At 58.0% G+C, this 16,379-nt stretch carries 17 protein-coding genes; 10 read left to right on the top strand and 7 right to left on the bottom strand.

Annotation, left to right across the window (positions count from 1 at the left end; genetic code table 11):
* The first annotated feature begins 202 nt into the window (after positions 1-202).
* The 6 genes from adk (at position 203) to ACQR3R_RS14895 (ending at position 4,477) form a co-directional block, all read left to right on the top strand.
* Positions 203-850: an adenylate kinase gene (adk, locus tag ACQR3R_RS14920; RefSeq protein WP_428273056.1), complete on the top strand. Its 648-nt coding sequence runs from the start codon at positions 203-205 to the stop codon at positions 848-850.
* An 86-nt stretch (positions 851-936) separates the two neighbouring features.
* Positions 937-1,611, top strand: a complete 675-nt coding sequence (gene tsaB, locus ACQR3R_RS14915; RefSeq protein ID WP_428273055.1) for a tRNA (adenosine(37)-N6)-threonylcarbamoyltransferase complex dimerization subunit type 1 TsaB — start codon at positions 937-939, stop codon at positions 1,609-1,611.
* A gap of 148 nt (positions 1,612-1,759) precedes the next feature.
* Positions 1,760-2,065 (top strand): hypothetical protein, encoded by a 306-nt coding sequence (locus tag ACQR3R_RS14910; protein ID WP_428273054.1) that lies wholly within the window; start codon positions 1,760-1,762, stop codon positions 2,063-2,065.
* A complete protein-coding gene (locus tag ACQR3R_RS14905; protein ID WP_428273053.1) occupies positions 2,065-2,925 on the top strand; it encodes a DUF72 domain-containing protein in 861 nt (286 codons plus the stop codon). Before ACQR3R_RS14910 ends, ACQR3R_RS14905 begins: the two co-directional genes overlap by 1 nt.
* Before the next feature lie 32 nt (positions 2,926-2,957).
* Positions 2,958-3,779 (top strand): isocitrate lyase/phosphoenolpyruvate mutase family protein, encoded by an 822-nt coding sequence (locus ACQR3R_RS14900; protein WP_428273052.1) that lies wholly within the window; start codon positions 2,958-2,960, stop codon positions 3,777-3,779.
* Positions 3,780-3,781: 2 nt separating this feature from the next.
* Entirely contained in the window at positions 3,782-4,477 is a 696-nt protein-coding gene (locus tag ACQR3R_RS14895; RefSeq protein WP_428273051.1) for an extensin family protein, read from the top strand.
* Positions 4,478-4,479: 2 nt separating this feature from the next.
* Here ACQR3R_RS14895 and ACQR3R_RS14890 read toward each other — a convergent pair whose 3' ends face one another.
* On the bottom strand, positions 4,480-5,100 hold the full coding sequence (locus tag ACQR3R_RS14890; RefSeq protein WP_428273050.1) for a hypothetical protein: 621 nt from the start codon (positions 5,098-5,100) through the stop codon (positions 4,480-4,482).
* Between the two features lie 93 nt (positions 5,101-5,193).
* Between ACQR3R_RS14890 and ACQR3R_RS14885 the strand changes: the two genes are divergently transcribed.
* A complete protein-coding gene (locus ACQR3R_RS14885; protein ID WP_428273049.1) occupies positions 5,194-5,976 on the top strand; it encodes a class I SAM-dependent methyltransferase in 783 nt (260 codons plus the stop codon).
* Positions 5,977-6,149: 173 nt separating this feature from the next.
* Here ACQR3R_RS14885 and ACQR3R_RS14880 read toward each other — a convergent pair whose 3' ends face one another.
* A complete protein-coding gene (locus tag ACQR3R_RS14880; protein ID WP_428273048.1) occupies positions 6,150-6,794 on the bottom strand; it encodes a TetR/AcrR family transcriptional regulator C-terminal domain-containing protein in 645 nt (214 codons plus the stop codon).
* 93 nt (positions 6,795-6,887) lie between these two features.
* Here ACQR3R_RS14880 and ACQR3R_RS14875 point away from each other — a divergent pair, with 93 nt between their 5' ends.
* A complete protein-coding gene (locus ACQR3R_RS14875) occupies positions 6,888-7,988 on the top strand; it encodes an efflux RND transporter periplasmic adaptor subunit (RefSeq protein ID WP_428273047.1) in 1,101 nt (366 codons plus the stop codon).
* A 6-nt stretch (positions 7,989-7,994) separates the two neighbouring features.
* A complete protein-coding gene (locus tag ACQR3R_RS14870) occupies positions 7,995-11,066 on the top strand; it encodes an efflux RND transporter permease subunit (protein WP_428273046.1) in 3,072 nt (1,023 codons plus the stop codon).
* A gap of 171 nt (positions 11,067-11,237) precedes the next feature.
* On the opposite strand, the gene ACQR3R_RS14865 is transcribed toward ACQR3R_RS14870, so the two are convergent.
* The 4 genes from ACQR3R_RS14865 to plsB all read right to left on the bottom strand — a co-directional run bounded on the left by ACQR3R_RS14865 (position 11,238) and on the right by plsB (position 15,455).
* A complete protein-coding gene (locus tag ACQR3R_RS14865) occupies positions 11,238-11,927 on the bottom strand; it encodes a DUF4197 family protein (RefSeq protein WP_428273045.1) in 690 nt (229 codons plus the stop codon).
* Positions 11,928-11,954: 27 nt separating this feature from the next.
* Complete coding sequence (locus ACQR3R_RS14860) at positions 11,955-12,353, bottom strand: YbaY family lipoprotein (protein ID WP_428273044.1); 399 nt, start codon at positions 12,351-12,353, stop codon at positions 11,955-11,957.
* Between the two features lie 75 nt (positions 12,354-12,428).
* Entirely contained in the window at positions 12,429-12,794 is a 366-nt protein-coding gene (locus ACQR3R_RS14855; protein WP_428273043.1) for a YbaY family lipoprotein, read from the bottom strand.
* A 168-nt stretch (positions 12,795-12,962) separates the two neighbouring features.
* A complete protein-coding gene (gene plsB / locus ACQR3R_RS14850; protein ID WP_428273042.1) occupies positions 12,963-15,455 on the bottom strand; it encodes a glycerol-3-phosphate 1-O-acyltransferase PlsB in 2,493 nt (830 codons plus the stop codon).
* A gap of 164 nt (positions 15,456-15,619) precedes the next feature.
* Between plsB and ACQR3R_RS14845 the strand changes: the two genes are divergently transcribed.
* Positions 15,620-15,829 carry a cold-shock protein gene (locus tag ACQR3R_RS14845; protein WP_010462862.1) on the top strand — a complete coding sequence of 70 codons (210 nt, stop codon included), beginning with the start codon at positions 15,620-15,622 and terminating at the stop codon, positions 15,827-15,829.
* Positions 15,830-15,965: 136 nt separating this feature from the next.
* Here ACQR3R_RS14845 and ACQR3R_RS14840 read toward each other — a convergent pair whose 3' ends face one another.
* A complete protein-coding gene (locus tag ACQR3R_RS14840; RefSeq protein WP_428273041.1) occupies positions 15,966-16,343 on the bottom strand; it encodes a hypothetical protein in 378 nt (125 codons plus the stop codon).
* Between the last annotated feature and the right edge of the window lie 36 nt (positions 16,344-16,379).

Raw genomic sequence — 16,379 nt, 5'->3', positions numbered from 1 at the left:
TGATGGGGTTGCGACTTGGGGAACCCGGTCGCAAGGTCACGACAGGCGTGGGTTTCTCCGACTTTCGGCGGCTTGTGTGGGCAGGAACTGCTGTGTATCTTGATCAGCCTTTGACCGTTTGGGCGGTCACGACCCTATTTTTGAGATTGGCCCCACGAGGCGAATCTGACGTTATCCATATAAAAAATTGAGGAGCACATCGATGCGCGTCATTCTGCTGGGAGCTCCCGGGGCCGGTAAAGGTACTCAGGCTAAGTTCATCACCGAAAAATTCGGCATTCCGCAAATCTCCACTGGCGACATGCTGCGTGCAGCAGTCAAGGCCGGCACCGAGCTGGGCCTGATTGCCAAAAGCGTCATGGACAGCGGTGGCCTGGTTTCCGATGACCTGATCATCAATCTGGTCAAGGAACGCATCAGCCAGGCCGATTGTGCCAATGGTTTCCTGTTTGACGGTTTCCCGCGCACCATTCCTCAGGCAGAAGCCCTGGTGAAGGCCGGCGTCGAGCTGGACCACGTAGTCGAAATCGACGTCAAGGACGAAGACATCGTCCAGCGTATCGCCGGTCGTCGTGTGCATGAGGCTTCAGGTCGCGTGTACCACATCGTCTACAACCCGCCGAAAATTGCCGGTAAAGACGACATCACCGGTGAAGAGCTGGTGCAGCGCAAGGACGATACCGAAGAAACCGTTCGTCATCGTCTCTCGGTTTACCACGCGCAGACCGAGCCCCTGGTGAAGTTCTACCAGGAGCTGTCCTCCGCTCAGGGCAAACCGAAGTACAGCCACATCGAAGGTGTTGGCTCGGTTGAAGCGATTACCGGTAAAGTGCTCGAAGCACTGAACTGAAAACCGCTTGATCGTCTACGGCCCGCTTGCGGGCCGTAGTTGTTTATACTGAAGCACTTTTTCTGACCTCTCTTACGGAAACATCAATGAGCACCTTGCTGGCCCTGGACACCGCGACTGAAGCTTGCTCCGTTGCCTTGCTGCATGACGGCAAGGTCACGAGCCATTACGAGGTGATCCCGCGCCTGCATGCGCAGAAGCTGTTGCCGATGATTCAGCAACTGCTGGCCGATGCCGGGACGACGCTGCAAGCGGTCGATGCCATCGCATTCGGTCGTGGGCCGGGGGCATTCACCGGCGTGCGAATCGCCATCGGCGTGGTTCAGGGCTTGGCGTTTGCCCTCGATCGGCCCGTGTTGCCGGTATCGAACCTGGCCGTGTTGGCGCAACGCGCCTATCGCGAACAGGGCGTGAGCCAGGTGGCCGCCGCCATCGATGCGCGCATGGATGAAGTGTATTGGGGTTGCTACCGCGAGACGGCGGGCGAGATGCGCCTGGTCGGCAACGAAGCCGTATTGCCACCTCAAGTGGCGGCATTACCCGATGACGCCAGCGGTGAATGGTTCGGTGCTGGCACCGGTTGGGGTTATGCCGAACGTATCAACGTCAGCCTGACCGGTCACGACGCGGGCATGTTGCCTCATGCCGAAGACCTGCTTACGCTGGCGCGATTTGCCTGGGAGCGGGGCGAGTCGATCGTCGCCGACCAGGCGCAGCCGGTTTATCTGCGCGATAAAGTGGCGACGCCCAAGGCGCGTTGAGTCCAAACAAAGTCGACACGTGCCAATCGTCGAATTATCCCGCTGCTTTTAAACCTTTTCGATTTTCTGTGTTCTAGTTATCACTCAACAGTTTGCTTAGTGGATCAGGTGCCACTAGACTGCCATCATTGATACCGAGCATGAATTTATGCGTATAGACGGCCTTTCATCCCAGTCGTACCCCATCAAGCGCAAGCCTCGCAAAGGGCCTGTGACGGAGGACGATGCCGTTGATATCGATGGTGAACTCGAGTTCCCGTCCGAAGAACAAATGGCTGCTCGCGGCGCCAAGGCTTCTGCGCAACGCCTCAGCAATCTTCCCGCTCGGCAGCAAGACATGCTGTACCACCGCACCATGAGCAAAAGCGTTGCGATGGCTTTGGCCAGCTACCTGAGCACCGCCGGTTTTGTCGATTGGGATACGGATGTGCTGGGTCTCGACCTTTACATCTGATGGTGCTGCCTTACTACCTCGGCTGCCCGTCCTGGAGTGAAAACGCCTGGCGTGATTACCTCTACCCGCAAGACGCGAAACCCGCCGAGTTCCTGAATCTTTATTCCCAAGTGTTCAACGCCGTAGAAGGCAATACCACCTTCTATGCGAGTCCGGCTGCGTCCACGGTGCAGCGCTGGGCTGAGGTCATGCCGCAACACTTTCGCTTCACCGCCAAGTTCCCCGGCGATATCAGCCACAACGGCGACCTGCGCGAGCAACTGACAGGCGTCGACACGTTCCTGCAATTGCTGCGCCCGGTCGGTGAACGTGTTTCACCGCTGTGGTTGCAGTTGTCGAAAAGTTTCACGCCGCAGCGGTTGCCAGAGTTGGTCGGTTTCATTGATGCGCTGGATCGGCCTCTGGCGGTCGAAGTGCGGCATTCCGAATTTTTCACCAAGGGCGACAGCGAGCGCGTGCTCAACCGTCTGTTGCTGGACCGCGGCGTCGAGCGTATTTGCCTTGATCCGCGAGCGCTGTTCAGTTGCACTTCGACTGATCCTTCAGTGCGGCACGCCCAATCCAAAAAGCCCGATGTACCGCCGCGCCCGACAGCGTTCACGCAGTTCCCGCAGGTGCGGTTCATTGGGCATCCAATGCTTGAGGCCAACGATCCGTTCCTGTTGCCGTGGGTCGAGAAAATCGCCGGGTGGATCGAAGAGGGGCGCACGCCGTACATCTTTTTGCACACCGCCGATAACCTGTTGGCTGCCAAACTGGCACAACGTTTTCACGCCATGCTGATGCTGCGTTTGCCTGGCCTGCCGCCGCTTCCTGAGTTATACAGAGAGCCCGCCGCCGAGCAACTTGACCTGCTCTGAAGCGCTTTCCCGCACTTGTCAGGAGCCTGCAAATGGACGCACAAATCCTTCGAGCCCACGCCTTCAAAGCGCTGCACGAACGCGATGGGGCTTTTGTCATCCCCAACCCCTGGGACGCCGGCTCGGCGAAGATGCTGGCAAGCCTTGGTTTCGAGGCGTTGGCGACCACCAGCGCCGGTTATGCCTTCTCCCAGGGCCGTGCCGATGGCGCATTGAGCCTTGACGACACGCTGGCGAACGTTCGGGCGATTGTTGCCGCAACACATCTGCCGGTGGCGGTCGACCTGGAAAACGGTTTCGCTGACGACCCTGTCGAGTGCGCACAGAGCATTTTGAAAGCTGCGGCGGCCGGTGCCGTGGGTGGCTCCATCGAAGATGCCACCGGCCGAGAAGAATCACCGATCTACTGTTTCGAACACGCAGTGGCGCGCATCGAAGCCGCCGTCGCTGCTGCTCGCAGTTTGCCTTTTCCTTTCATGCTGACGGCACGTGCCGAGAACTTCCTGCATGGCAACCCTGATCTGGCGGACACGATCCGGCGTTTGCAGGCTTTCGCTGAAGCGGGCGCCGATGTGCTGTATGCGCCAGGGCTGCGCAGTGCCGAGGATGTGTTGGCAGTGGTGCGTGCGGTCGCGCCGAAACCGGTCAATGTGCTGATGTCCGGCGGGCTGAAGTTGACGGTCGAGCAGTTGAGTGAGATGGGCGTCAAACGCATCAGCGTCGGCTCCGCTCTGGCGCTCGCAGCGTATGGCGAGTTTTTTCGCGCGGCTGAGGAAATTCAGCAGCAAGGCACCTTCGGTTTTACGTCGCGATCCATGCCCTATCAGCAGGCCAATCAGTTTTTCAAAGGCTGATAATGCGGTTTCTGCGGGGGGTGTTGCTGCTGATACTGATTATTGGCGCGGCGGGCGTGGGCGTCTGGCGTGGCTGGATCGCGCTGCCGCCTGAGTGGAACCCGTGGGCGCCGCTTGACGTAAGGGCTGAGCCGAACCTGCTGATACGCTACAAACTGATGCGTTTGCGTGACGATCCGCAGCTGTGTGACCAGGCTCTAAGCAGTTCGGGACTGCGCGTTGCCCGTCAATCCGACAGCCCCGATGCGACGTGCCCACTGGCCAACACCTTGCGTGTGCAGGGTGGTGATGTGGCCCTGAGCAGCAGTTTTCTCGCGAGTTGCCCGCTGGCGGTATCGTTTGCACTGTTCGAACGTCACGCCTTGCAGCCCGTGGCGCAAGCGGTCTACGGGCAAGCAGTCACGCGTGTCGATCATCTCGGCAGTTTTGCCTGTCGCAACATCTACAACCGAGAGAACGGTCGGCGCAGCCAGCATGCGACCGCCGATGCACTGGATATTGCCGGTTTTCGGCTGGCGGATGGCCGACGTATCAGCGTGCTCAATGATTGGTCAAAAGAAAATCAGGACGCGCAGTTTCTGCATCAGGTCCGTGATGCTGCCTGCACGATGTTCAGTGCGGTACTGAGCCCGGATTACAACGCGGCGCACCGCAATCACTTTCATCTGGATGTCGGGCCGTGGTGGGTGTGTCGCTGAGATCAAGCGGCGATGCGCAGGTTTTGCAGGACGATTGGGCGAGCCCAGCCAGTGTCGAAGTCGAAGTGTTTCTGTTGTTCCGCCAGTTCCTCGTTCGAGAACGGCGGGAAGGGTTTGTCGAGCAGGTCGAGTTCGAACTCGGCAATCGGCAGGTGCAACGGACGCGGCTGGGGAGCTGGGCCGGCTGCTGGTACTGGCTGGCCAGCCGTCAGAACGATTGGACGAACCCAGCCGCTTTCGAAGTTCTGTTGTTTCTGTTGCGCGGCAATTTCTTCAGGCGGGAACGGCGGGAACGGTTTGTCCGCCAGCTCCATTTCGAACTCGGCAATCGGCAGGAACAGCGGTTCTGGCGGTTTGACCTGAGTTTCTTTTACGTCGCATTCACGCTGGGAAACGATATGGGCATAGAGTTCGCTGCCGACGGTAGGCTCGACCGGGCTGTCCAGATCAACCGGTGGGAACGTGCCGGACGCAGGCGCAACATCACTCGACTGATCGGCCATTGCCTGGGCAAAAAAATCTTGCCACAGGTGACTGACGCCGCTCAGTGCTTGGGAGTTTCGCAGGCCATAATCGCCGTAAGGCGAGATGTAGCCTATCGATGTGCGTTGAATGTCTGACATTTCTCTCGGTCGACGCTCAGCTCTGGCAAAATGCTCGTTAATGTTGTTATCGGCCGTTTTTGCCGATCATTAATTTTTTGAGCGTGTTTCCCCATGATTGAGCAACCGGCGGTCTGCCGCATCCATGTCGAGGCTTCAGCCCCGGCGTTTCAGCCACAAGCCGAGCAATGGGCCGAACGGCTGGGCTTGCCGCTGCAAGTGGCTGACGGTGAGTTTGCCCTGCAGGTGGGCGAACAGGGTTTGCAACTGCAACAGCTTGGGCCAGATGCACCGGGGCCGGTGCGGGTGGATTTCGTCGAAGGTGGGGCTGCGCATCGCCGTTTGTTTGGCGGCGGTACCGGCCAGATGATCGCCAAGGCTGTCGGCATCGCGCAGGGCGTGCGCCCGCGGGTGCTGGATGCTACGGCGGGCTTGGGCAAGGATGCGTTTGTGCTGGCGAGCCTGGGGTGCGAGATGAGCCTGATTGAGCGTCAACCGTTGATTGGCGCCTTGCTGGAGGACGGCTTGGCGCGTGCCGCGGAAGACCTCGATGTGGCACCGATTGTGGCGCGTATGCGCTTGCTCAAGGGCAACTCGATCGAGGTGATGCGCAACTGGGAAGGCGAACCGCCGCAGGTGATTTATCTCGATCCGATGTTCCCGCACCGCGAAAAAACTGCGTTGGTGAAGAAGGAAATGCGCCTGTTTCGGCCATTGGTCGGCGATGACCTGGATGCGCCGGCGTTGCTTGAAGCCGCATTGGCACTGGCCAGCCACCGGGTCGTGGTCAAGCGCCCGCGCAAGGCGCCGTGCATTGCCGGGCCGAAGCCGAGCCATGCGCTGGACGGGAAATCGAGCCGGTATGACATTTATCCTAAAAAGGCACTCAAGTCCTGAGACTGAGTTGCCCCCATCGCTAGCAGGCTAGCCCACACTGGATTTCCAGCACCCTGTGAGGGCGAGTGAAACAGGTCAACTAGCTGCTCCCATACAAGATCTGTGAACAACACAAATCCCCCTGTGGGAGCTGGCCTGCTAGCGATGGCGTCAGTCCCGGCACCTGAAATCCATCAGGCCACTCCAGGTCGATAAGCCCGCATGAACAGCCCTACCACTTCCTGCACATGGCTCTCGGCTGCGTCGCCGGTCAGTGGTTCGCCACAGCCATACAACAAGCGAAAATTCCCCGCGCCCTTCAGCAGGCAGAAAAAATGCTCGGCCGCGTTGCGTGGTTTATCGATGCACAAGGCTCCCGCCTGATCGATCCTTGCCAATAGCCGCTCCATGCCATTCAACATGCGCTCGGGCCCGGCCTCGAAAAAAATCAGTGACAGTTTCGGGTCTTGACTGCCCAGACTCATCATCAAGCGGTGCAGGTTCACCGATTCGTCGCTGTTGATCAGTTGATGAAAGCCGCGCGCAATATTCAGCAACACACTTTCTACCGCAGTGCCGTCCGGCAGCTCGAAGAAAAGCGGCGGTAATTGTTCCTCGCACTTGGCCATGACGGCAGCGGAGAACAGCGTCTCTTTGTCGTTGAAATGGCTATAGACCGTCAGCTTCGACACGCCGGCCTCGGCCGCCACGGCGTCCATGCTGGTGTTGGCATAGCCATTACTCAGAAACAGAATTTTCGCTGCGTCCAGAATGGCCTGGCGCTTGGCCAGATCTTTAGGTCGGCCTGGGCCGTTGGGTGCTGAAAGATTGTTCGACATTCTTCGCTTTAATACTGGACTGGTGAGTTTGCTATTAATAACATACCGCCCAGTATAATTATTCCAAGCACCATTAGCGAAAGGTCCTTCACCATGTTCCGCTATGCCTTGCCCCTCGCGTTGCCAGTCAGCCTGGCTTTTTTATTGTCTGCGTGTGGTCACGAGGAGGCACCTGAAGTCAGCGTTCGCCCGGCCATGGTGGTCCAGCCAGAGCCTTCGGCGCAGGCAATGGAAAGTTATCCGGGTGAGGTGCGGGCCCGCTATGAGCCCGATCTGGCATTTCGCATCGGTGGCAAAGTCAGCCGACGACTGGTCGAAGAAGGGCAACGGGTAAAGGCTGATCAGGCGCTGGCGGAACTCGATCCGCAGGACGTGCGCCTGCAACTGGAAGCCACCCGTGCTCAGGTGGCCGCTGCTGAAGCCAACCTGAACCTGGTGCGCGCCGAGCGTGATCGCTACAAGACGTTGATGGATCGGCAGATGGTCAGTCGTTCGCAGTATGACAACTCCGAGAACCTTTTCCGGTCCGGTGAAGCCCGCCTCAAACAAATCAAAGCCGAATTTAACGTCTCGACCAATCAGGCCAGCTACGCCGTCTTGCGTGCGCCGCAAGATGGCGTGGTCGCTAAACGCGCCGTTGAAGTCGGGCAAGTTGTGGCGGCAGGGCAGACCGTGTTCACCCTCGCGACTGATGGCGAGCGTGAAGTGTTGATCAGCCTGCCGGAACAGAATTTCGGTCGTTTTACGGTTGGTCAGCCGGTGTCGGTAGAACTGTGGACCCAACCGGATCAACGTTTCAGTGGGCGTATCCGTGAGCTGTCGCCCGCTGCCGATCCGAAGTCGCGCACCTTCGCCGCGCGCATTGCTTTTACGGCGGGCAAGGTGCCTGCCGAGCTTGGCCAAAGTGCCCGGGTGTTTATCCAAAGTGCTAACGAAGTTTCGCTGTCGGTGCCGCTTTCGGCTGTTACCGCTGAAAACGGTGCCACTTATGTGTGGGTGCTCGGCGCCAACAACACGTTGAAAAAAGCCCCGGTACGAATCGGTGCATTTGGCGAGAAAACCGTGCCGGTGCTCGAAGGCCTCAACGCCAACGACTGGGTGGTGGCGGCAGGTGTGCATGTGCTTCATGACGGGCAGCAAGTACGCCCAGTGGATCGCTCCAACCGCGTGGTTAATCTGGCGGCGAAGGAGTAAGTCCCGATGGGTTTCAATCTATCCGAATGGGCGCTGCGTAATCGCCAGATCGTACTGTTCCTGATGCTGTTGCTGGCGATCGTTGGCGCGCTGTCCTACACCAAGCTTGGCCAGAGCGAAGACCCGCCATTCACCTTCAAGGCGATGGTGATTCGTACCAACTGGCCGGGCGCCACCGCGCAGGAAGTCTCGCGGCAGGTGACTGAACGCATCGAAAAGAAATTGATGGAAACCGGAGAGTACGAACGCATTGTGTCGTTCTCGCGCCCGGGTGAATCCCAAGTGACGTTTGTCGCCCGTGATTCCATGCACTCGGTGGATGTTCCCGAGCTTTGGTATCAGGTCCGCAAGAAGATCAGCGACATTCGCCAGACCTTGCCGCCGGGCATTCAGGGGCCGTTTTTCAACGATGAATTCGGCACTACCTTTGGCAACATCTACGCACTGACCGGCGAAGGTTTCGATTACGCAGTGCTCAAGGATTATGCCGACCGTATTCAGATCCAGCTGCAACGGGTCAAGGATGTGGGCAAAGTCGACCTGCTCGGTTTGCAAGACGAGAAGATCTGGATCGAACTCTCCAACGTCAAACTTGCCACGTTGGGCTTGCCTCTGGCAGCCGTGCAGCAGGCGCTTGAAGAACAGAATGCGGTGTCCACGGCAGGCTTCTTTGAAACCAGCAGTGAGCGATTGCAGCTACGGGTCTCGGGGAATTTTCAGTCAGTTGATGAGATAAAAAACTTTCCGATACGGGTGGGTGATCGCACGTTCCGCATTGGCGATGTCGCTGAGGTGCGTCGTGGCTTCAATGACCCACCTGCGCCGCGTATGCGATTCATGGCGCAAGACGCCATTGGCCTGGCCGTGGCCATGAAGGAGGGCGGTGACATTCTGGTACTGGGCAAGGCACTCGAAAGCGAGTTCGACCGCATCCAGAAAAACCTTCCCGCCGGCATGCAATTGAGCAAGGTTTCCGACCAGCCTGCGGCGGTAAAAACCGGTGTCGGCGAGTTTGTTCAGGTATTGGTTGAAGCGTTGGCGATTGTGTTGTTGGTGAGCTTCTTCTCCCTCGGCGTGCGAACCGGCATGGTGGTGGCGCTGGCGATTCCGCTGGTTCTGGCGATGACATTCGCCTGCATGTATTACTTCGGCATAGGCCTGCACAAGATATCGCTCGGGGCGCTGGTATTGGCGCTGGGGCTGCTGGTGGATGACGCAATTATCGCCGTGGAAATGATGGCGATCAAAATGGAGCAGGGCTTCGACCGGATCAAGGCTGCCAGTTACGCCTGGACCAGCACCGCGTTTCCGATGCTGACCGGCACACTGATAACCGCTGCGGGTTTCCTGCCAATTGCCACCGCGCAATCGGGCACTGGCGAATACACCCGTTCGATCTTTCAGGTAGTGACCATTGCGCTGTTGGCCTCATGGGTAGCCGCCGTGGTGTTTGTACCGTACCTGGGGGAAAAACTCCTGCCCGACCTGGCGAAGATTCATGCCGCCAAACATGGTACTGGCGATGGAAAGACAGACCCGTATGGAACGCCGTTTTATCAGCGTGTCAGGCGTTTGGTGGAGTGGTGTGTAAGCTGGCGAAAAACAGTCATCACGTTGACCGTGGTGCTGTTCATCGCCTCCATCGTGTTGTTCCGGTTTGTTCCGCAGCAGTTCTTCCCTGCATCGGGACGGCTGGAATTGATGGTCGACCTGAAACTGGCCGAAGGTGCCTCCCTGAGCAACACCGCCGATGAGGTGAAGCGTCTTGAAGCGTTGCTGAAGGACCATGCCGGCATCGACAATTATGTGGCATATGTGGGGACCGGTTCGCCGCGCTTTTACCTGCCGCTGGATCAGCAATTGCCTGCCGCCAGCTTCGCTCAGTTTGTTGTTCTGGCGAAAACCATTGAGGAGCGCGAACCCCTGCGCACCTGGTTGATTGAAACGCTTAACGAGCAGTTCCCGGCGCTGCGCTCGCGGGTTACGCGTCTGGAGAACGGGCCTCCGGTTGGTTATCCAGTGCAGTTTCGGGTGACGGGCGAGCACATCGAGGAAGTGCGTGCACTGGCGCGTAAAGTCGCTGCCAAGGTCCGTGAGAATCCACATGTGGTGAACGTTCATCTGGACTGGGAAGAACCGAGCAAAGTGGTGTACTTGAATGTCGACCAGGATCGGGCTCGGGCGCTGGGCGTGAGCACGGCGAATCTGTCGAAATTTCTGCAAAGTTCGCTGACCGGTTCAAGTGTCAGCCAATACCGCGAAGACAACGAGTTGATCGAGATTCTGCTACGCGGGACATTGCATGAGCGTACCGAATTGTCGTTGTTACCGAGTCTCGCCGTGCCTACCGATAACGGTCGAAGTGTGGCGCTGTCGCAGATCGCGACGCTGGAGTACGGCTTTGAAGAGGGCATTATCTGGCACCGCAATCGCTTGCCGAACGTGACGATCCGCGCTGACATTTATGGCAAGGAGCAACCGGCGACGCTGGTACAGCAGATCATGCCAACGCTGGATCCGATTCGCGCGGAACTGCCCGATGGCTACTTGTTGGAGGTTGGCGGCACCGTCGAAGAGTCGGCTCGTGGGCAGGACTCGGTAAAGGCAGGTGTGCCTCTGTTTATCGTGGTGGTGTTGACGTTGTTGATGCTGCAATTGCGTAGTTTTTCGCGCACGGCGATGGTGTTCCTGACGGCGCCGTTAGGGTTGATCGGGGTGTCGCTGTTTTTGATGGTGTTCCGTCAGCCGTTCGGTTTTGTGGCGATGTTGGGGACGATCGCGTTGTCGGGGATGATCATGCGTAACTCGGTGATCCTGGTGGATCAGATTGAGCAGGATATAGCCTCTGGGCTTAAACCCTGGGAAGCGATTATCGAGGCGACTGTGCGGCGGTTCCGGCCGATTGTGTTGACGGCACTGGCGGCGGTATTGGCGATGATTCCGTTGTCGCGCAGTGTGTTTTTCGGGCCGATGGCGGTGGCGATCATGGGTGGTTTGATTGTGGCTACGGCGTTGACCTTGTTGTTTTTGCCTGCTTTGTATGCGGCTTGGTTTCGTATCAAAAAAGACGTGGTTTGAGTGGTAGGTCTTGGCGGCCTTCGGGCCGACCATGTTCTTGTTGTTTGGTGGGGGCGGGCTTGCTTGCGAAGATGTGTCGGCGGGCGCTGATTTGTGTCGTTTGATCGCTGGCTAGCGCTCTGGCTGGCAGAGCGCATTTTTTGGTTGGTGCGCAGGCTTTGCTTTTAAGGGTTACAGCGTGCCACACACTTTTTTCGCCAGGCTTGTGGCAGCGGCCGCTGGGTTCTGGCGAATGGTTTCTTCTTGCTTGCCGATCATTTCGAACAGGCCGTTCAGTGCTTGTTCGGTGACGTAGTTTTCGATGTTGGCGTTTTTCGCGTCGAGTACACCCAGTGTTGCGGCTTGGCCGGCGAAGGAGTTGTATTGTTTTGCCAGGCCGACCTGGTCGGTGGCTTGTTTGACGATGGGCAGGAACTTGGTGCGGATTTGTTCGCGGCTGGTTTTATCCAGGTATTGGGTGGCTGAGTCTTTGCCGCCGCTGAGGATGCCTTTGGCGTCGGCAACGCTCATTTTCTTCACGGCATCCACCAGGATTGGCTGCGCTTGGGTTACGGCGGTTTCGGCTGCCTTGTTCATGCTGGTTTCAAGCTGATCGACTTGGGCACCCATACCGAAGGCTTTCATTTTGCTCGCGACTTTGCCCAGTTTTCCCGGCAGTTCGATTTTTACCTCAGGGTTGTTGCTGAAGCCGCCCGGTGTGCCGAGTTGTTTCACGGCCAGTTGCGCGCCTTGGGTCAGGGCGTCTTTCAGGCCGCCGGTGGCGTCGTTTTGCGACAGGTCGCCGAGCGACAGTGCCATTGCGCTGGCAGAGATCATCAAGCCAGCGCACAGGCCGGCGAAGCGAAGGGTGGGGCGGAACATGGCAGCTTCCTTGTTTGCAAAATGAGATTAAGGGACGGCGTTGACGCGAATTTTGAGGGGCTGAGGGTCGCTGCCATCAAGCTGAACAGCGTGATGCTCAGTGGTGATGAACAGCAGTTTGCCGTCCACTTCAATGCGGGCACTGACCGAGTAACGATGGCCAGGGTTGACCTGCACCGGATCGTAGCTCAAATGAAAGGGCAGTGGCACCTGGCCTTTTATCGGGCCTTTTTGTTCGTCGAGGATAACGGCGGGCGCATCGGCCAGGGACACGTCCTGCAGGCTGACGCTAAGGACTGCGTTCGGCGGCAGGGCGATGCGTTGCAGGTAGAAGACTTCGCCATCAAGGCTGGTTTTAGCGGCGGGTTGCATCGATTGGCAAGCTCCGAGCAGAGCGGTAAGCGCCAGAAGTGTGAGTTTTTTCATGATTAAAATCCTTGTCGTTGGCGCCCGAAGAAGCTCGACGCCAACGACAATTTAGCGGATTTTCAAGGCGACGGCTCAGAACTTGATTGATGGTTTTTCACGAACGGGGCGAACCACAACGTCCTCCGGGCGCAGGTGGTTGACGCCCAACACCACGCGATGAGGTTTGATTGTCTGGTAGATAACCTGCCCGGAAGTTTCAATTCGAGCACTGATTTCGTAGTGATGGTCCGGTAAAACATCGGCTGCTTTGTACAACAGGTCGAAACTCAGCTGCTTCTTCTCGGCATTGGTGATGACCTGCTCCGCAAGTTTTTTGGCAGGGCTATGGCGTGCCGTGACATCGAGCAGTTCGACGTAAACGGTCGAGTTATCTGGCAGGGAAATTTTGAGCAGGTAGAAAACAATCCCGCTGATGGTCATAACGTATTCGTTACTCATGTTGATTTCCTTATCAATGAATCGTCGAAAATGACGAGCCATGAGCATATCGCCGAGGCCAAGCAATCTTTTGTAGGATTATTCCGGAGCTCGGGCGCGAACGGGCAATGGACTACGTCAGAAGCTTCCTTGCCCTGACGCCAAGTGCCGCTTTGTGGCCTTAATGAATCAAAGGGGCGTTACCCATTCGGCCGCATCTTCGCTGCGGTGCAACGCTACCTGACGGATCGACAATCGTATCTCAGCGGGCAGTACCCGCTTTGCTGCGCCTTCGGCCAGTTCGCCCAACAGTTCGTGATAGCCGAGCTTGCCCGCTTCGTCGCGTTTGAGCACATCAAGGTCGAGCAGCGTCTGGATGAAGTGGCGGAACAGGCTCTTGTCGAAGAATTCGGGGGCGTTCAAGCCATGCAGTATCGACAGCCGCTGGGCCATCACGGTGCACAGGTCCTCGAGTTCTTCGGCACTGATGCTGTTCTGGCCGTTGTTGAGCAACAACGAAACCGTCATGTAGAAACGCTGCAGGGTTTGGGCAATACTTTTTGACAGCAGCGTCAGCAACACGAAATGCCGCGAGCTAGGTGCCGGCCGCAGGTACACATTGTTCTCGAACCGCAGCAGGCCGTGTTCGACGAATGCTTCAAGCCATTGATCGACTACCGCATCCAGCTCGTCCAGAGACCAGCGGATGAATAGCTCCGATTGCAGGTACGGGTACAGCGCGCGGGTGTAGCGCAATATTTGCTCGCGGCTCATGCGTGATGCACTTTGGAAGAAGCTGGCGAGCAATGCCGGTAGGGCGAAGATATGCAGCACGTTGTTGCGGTAGTAGGTCATCAGGACGGCATTTTGCTCGTCCAGGTACAGGATTTTGCCCAGCGCATCGCTTTGCTCGGACAGCAGGTCCATCTCTTTGACGTGTTCGATCAGCGCGCGGCCATCACCTTCGGGCAGCGTGGTGTGCGGCGAATACGGGACTTTGCGCAACAGCGCCAGATACAGATCAAGTACCCGCGCCATCGCACGATCATCCAACGCCAGGCGGCTGGTGGACAGCAACGCCAGAGCCACCAGATTCACCGGGTTGATCGCCGCCGCTTCGTTCAGGTGCTGTGCAACTTTTTCGCCGAGGCGGTGCGTGGTTTCGTTGAGCCAGGCTGGTTTGAATTGCGGCCCGAGTTCCTGCTGGCGCCAGTCCGGCTGCTCGCTGTCGAGGAATTCCGCCAGTTTGATCGGTTCGCCGAAGTTGACGGCCACCTGGCCGAAACGCTGCTTGAGCGCGCCGATGACTTTGAAGATGTCGAAAATCGACTCTTTCTTCTTGCTCGCGCCGCGCAGTTCGCCCAGGTAGGTTCGGCCTTCCAGCACGCGCTCGTAACCGATGTACACCGGTATGAACACGATCGGCATCCGCGATGAACGCAGGAAACTGCGCAGGGTAATCGCGAGCATCCCGGTTTTTGGTTGCAGCATGCGGCCGGTTCGCGAACGACCACCCTCGACGAAATATTCGACCGGGAAGCCTTTGGTGAACAACGTATGCAGGTATTCGTTAAACACCGAGGTGTACAGCGGATTGCCCTTGAACGTGCGGCGCATGAAGAACGCGCCGCCACGGCGCAGCAGGCTGCCGATGACCGGCATGTTGAGGTTGATCCCCGCGGCAATGTGCGGCGGGGTCAGGCCATTGCGAAACAGCAGGTACGAAAGCAGCAGGTAATCGATGTGGCTGCGATGGCACGGCACGTAGATGACCTCGTGCCCCTGCGCCACGTCTTGCACGCCTTCGATATGGTTGACCTTGATGCCATCGTAGATCTTGTTCCAGAACCAGCTCAGCACCACTTCCAGAAAACGGATGGCGGTGTAGGTGTAGTCCGAGGCAATTTCGTTGCCGTAGCGCAGGGCCAGGGCCTTGGCTTTTTCCGGGGTGATGTTTTCGCGTTCGGCTTCGTCCAGGATCGCTTGCTTGACCAGCGGCTGGTTAAGCAGGCCCTTGACCAGGTTGCGACGGTGGGAGATATCCGGGCCGATCACCGCGGCTTTCAGGTTGCGAAAGTGCACCCGCAGAATTCGCTGGGCCATGCGCACGGTGCGCTCGTGGCCCTTGTTGTGATCGATCAGCTCGCGCAGATGGATCGGTGCCGAAAACTGTACGCGGGTCTTGCGTCCCAGCACGATGATGCTCAGCAAACGGCGCAGGCGACCGGTCACGGCCCAGCTGTCGGCGAAGAGCAGTTTCCATGGGCTCGATTCACTGTCCGGCGATTGACCCCAGAACACGCTGACCGGAATGATTTGCGCATCTTCGGCGGCGTTCTGGCTGAGCGCGCTGACCAGCCGTGTCAGGGTTGGCGGTGCACCGCGTTTGTCCTGGCGGCCGAGCCAATCGGGCTCTGGGGTCAGGTAGAAAAAGGCAGCGGGCTCCATCAGGTTGCCCACCGACACGGGCAGCACCGGGCGCGGCAGGCCGGCCTTGGTGCATTCGGTGTCGACCACGGCAAGGTCAGTCAGCGAAGGGTTTTGCAGGACGTAAAACACCGGACGACTGCGGTCGAGGTTGAGGGTGAACGACGACTGGTTGATCGTCTCTGAGCGAACCCAGAGGTACAGCAGTCGGCGCAAGGCGCCAAACACAAGACGGCGGAACGGGGAACGGGTCATACGGCTTCTGCGTGAGTGATTAAAACCGAGCAGGTGCTCGGGCGGTCGTAGTGTGCCGTATTCGTCGAAAATCGGCAAAAAAGCGGCGAAGTAATCTTGAGTTGAGAGTTTTGGCGTGTGTCATATACTCGCCCGCTCAACAATAAAAATAGGGGTGACGATTTATGGCTACGCGCGAAACAGGCAATGTGAAGTGGTTCAACGACGCTAAGGGCTATGGCTTCATTCAACGCGAGGACGGGGTGGATGTATTCGTGCATTACCGCGCTATCCGCGGCGAAGGCCACCGTTCGCTGGCTGAAGGCCAGCAAGTTGAGTATGCCGTAGTGACAGGCGAGAAGGGATTACAGGCCGAGGATGTGGTTGGCCTGTAAACCCAACTTTCAGGTCACCAAAAAATCACTGTGGGAGTGGGCTTGCTCGCGATAGCTGACTGACATGCAACATCAATGTTGAATGAAAGGGCCACCTCGCGCGCAAGCTCGCTGCCACAGGTTTTGTGTGCTGTGTTTAAACAGTTTTCCAGGTGATCTCTTCCTCACCGTCGGCGCTGATGCGCATCCAGCGGTCTGCTGATTCCTCACCTTCTTCCTCGACCCAACTGCCAGGTGCGCATCGCACTTCAACGTTCAGCGCTGCAAACGCTGCGCGGGCGCAGGCGATGTCGTCTTCCCATGGTGTCTGGTCGCTCTCCAGGTACAGGCTGTTCCATTTGCCCACCGCTTTTGGCAGCCAGGTGACGGGTACATTGCCAGCCTTGCACTTATAGGTCTGGCCTTTCTGGACCCAGTCGGTGCACGGGCCTAGGGCGGTTGCAAGCCAGGCGGCAACGGCCTTGTAGTCGACGTCGGCGTCTTTCAGGTAAATCTCGATATCGGGCTGGCGCATGGATGTCCTCAATGCGGGTCTGAAAAATCCATTCGC

The sequence above is a fragment of the Gordonia sp. IEGM753 genome (assembly GCF_050321825.1).
Taxonomy (GTDB): domain Bacteria; phylum Pseudomonadota; class Gammaproteobacteria; order Pseudomonadales; family Pseudomonadaceae; genus Aquipseudomonas.
The sequence above is the reverse complement of the archived record's forward strand: the minus strand, read 5'-3'. Positions and strand labels throughout refer to the sequence as shown.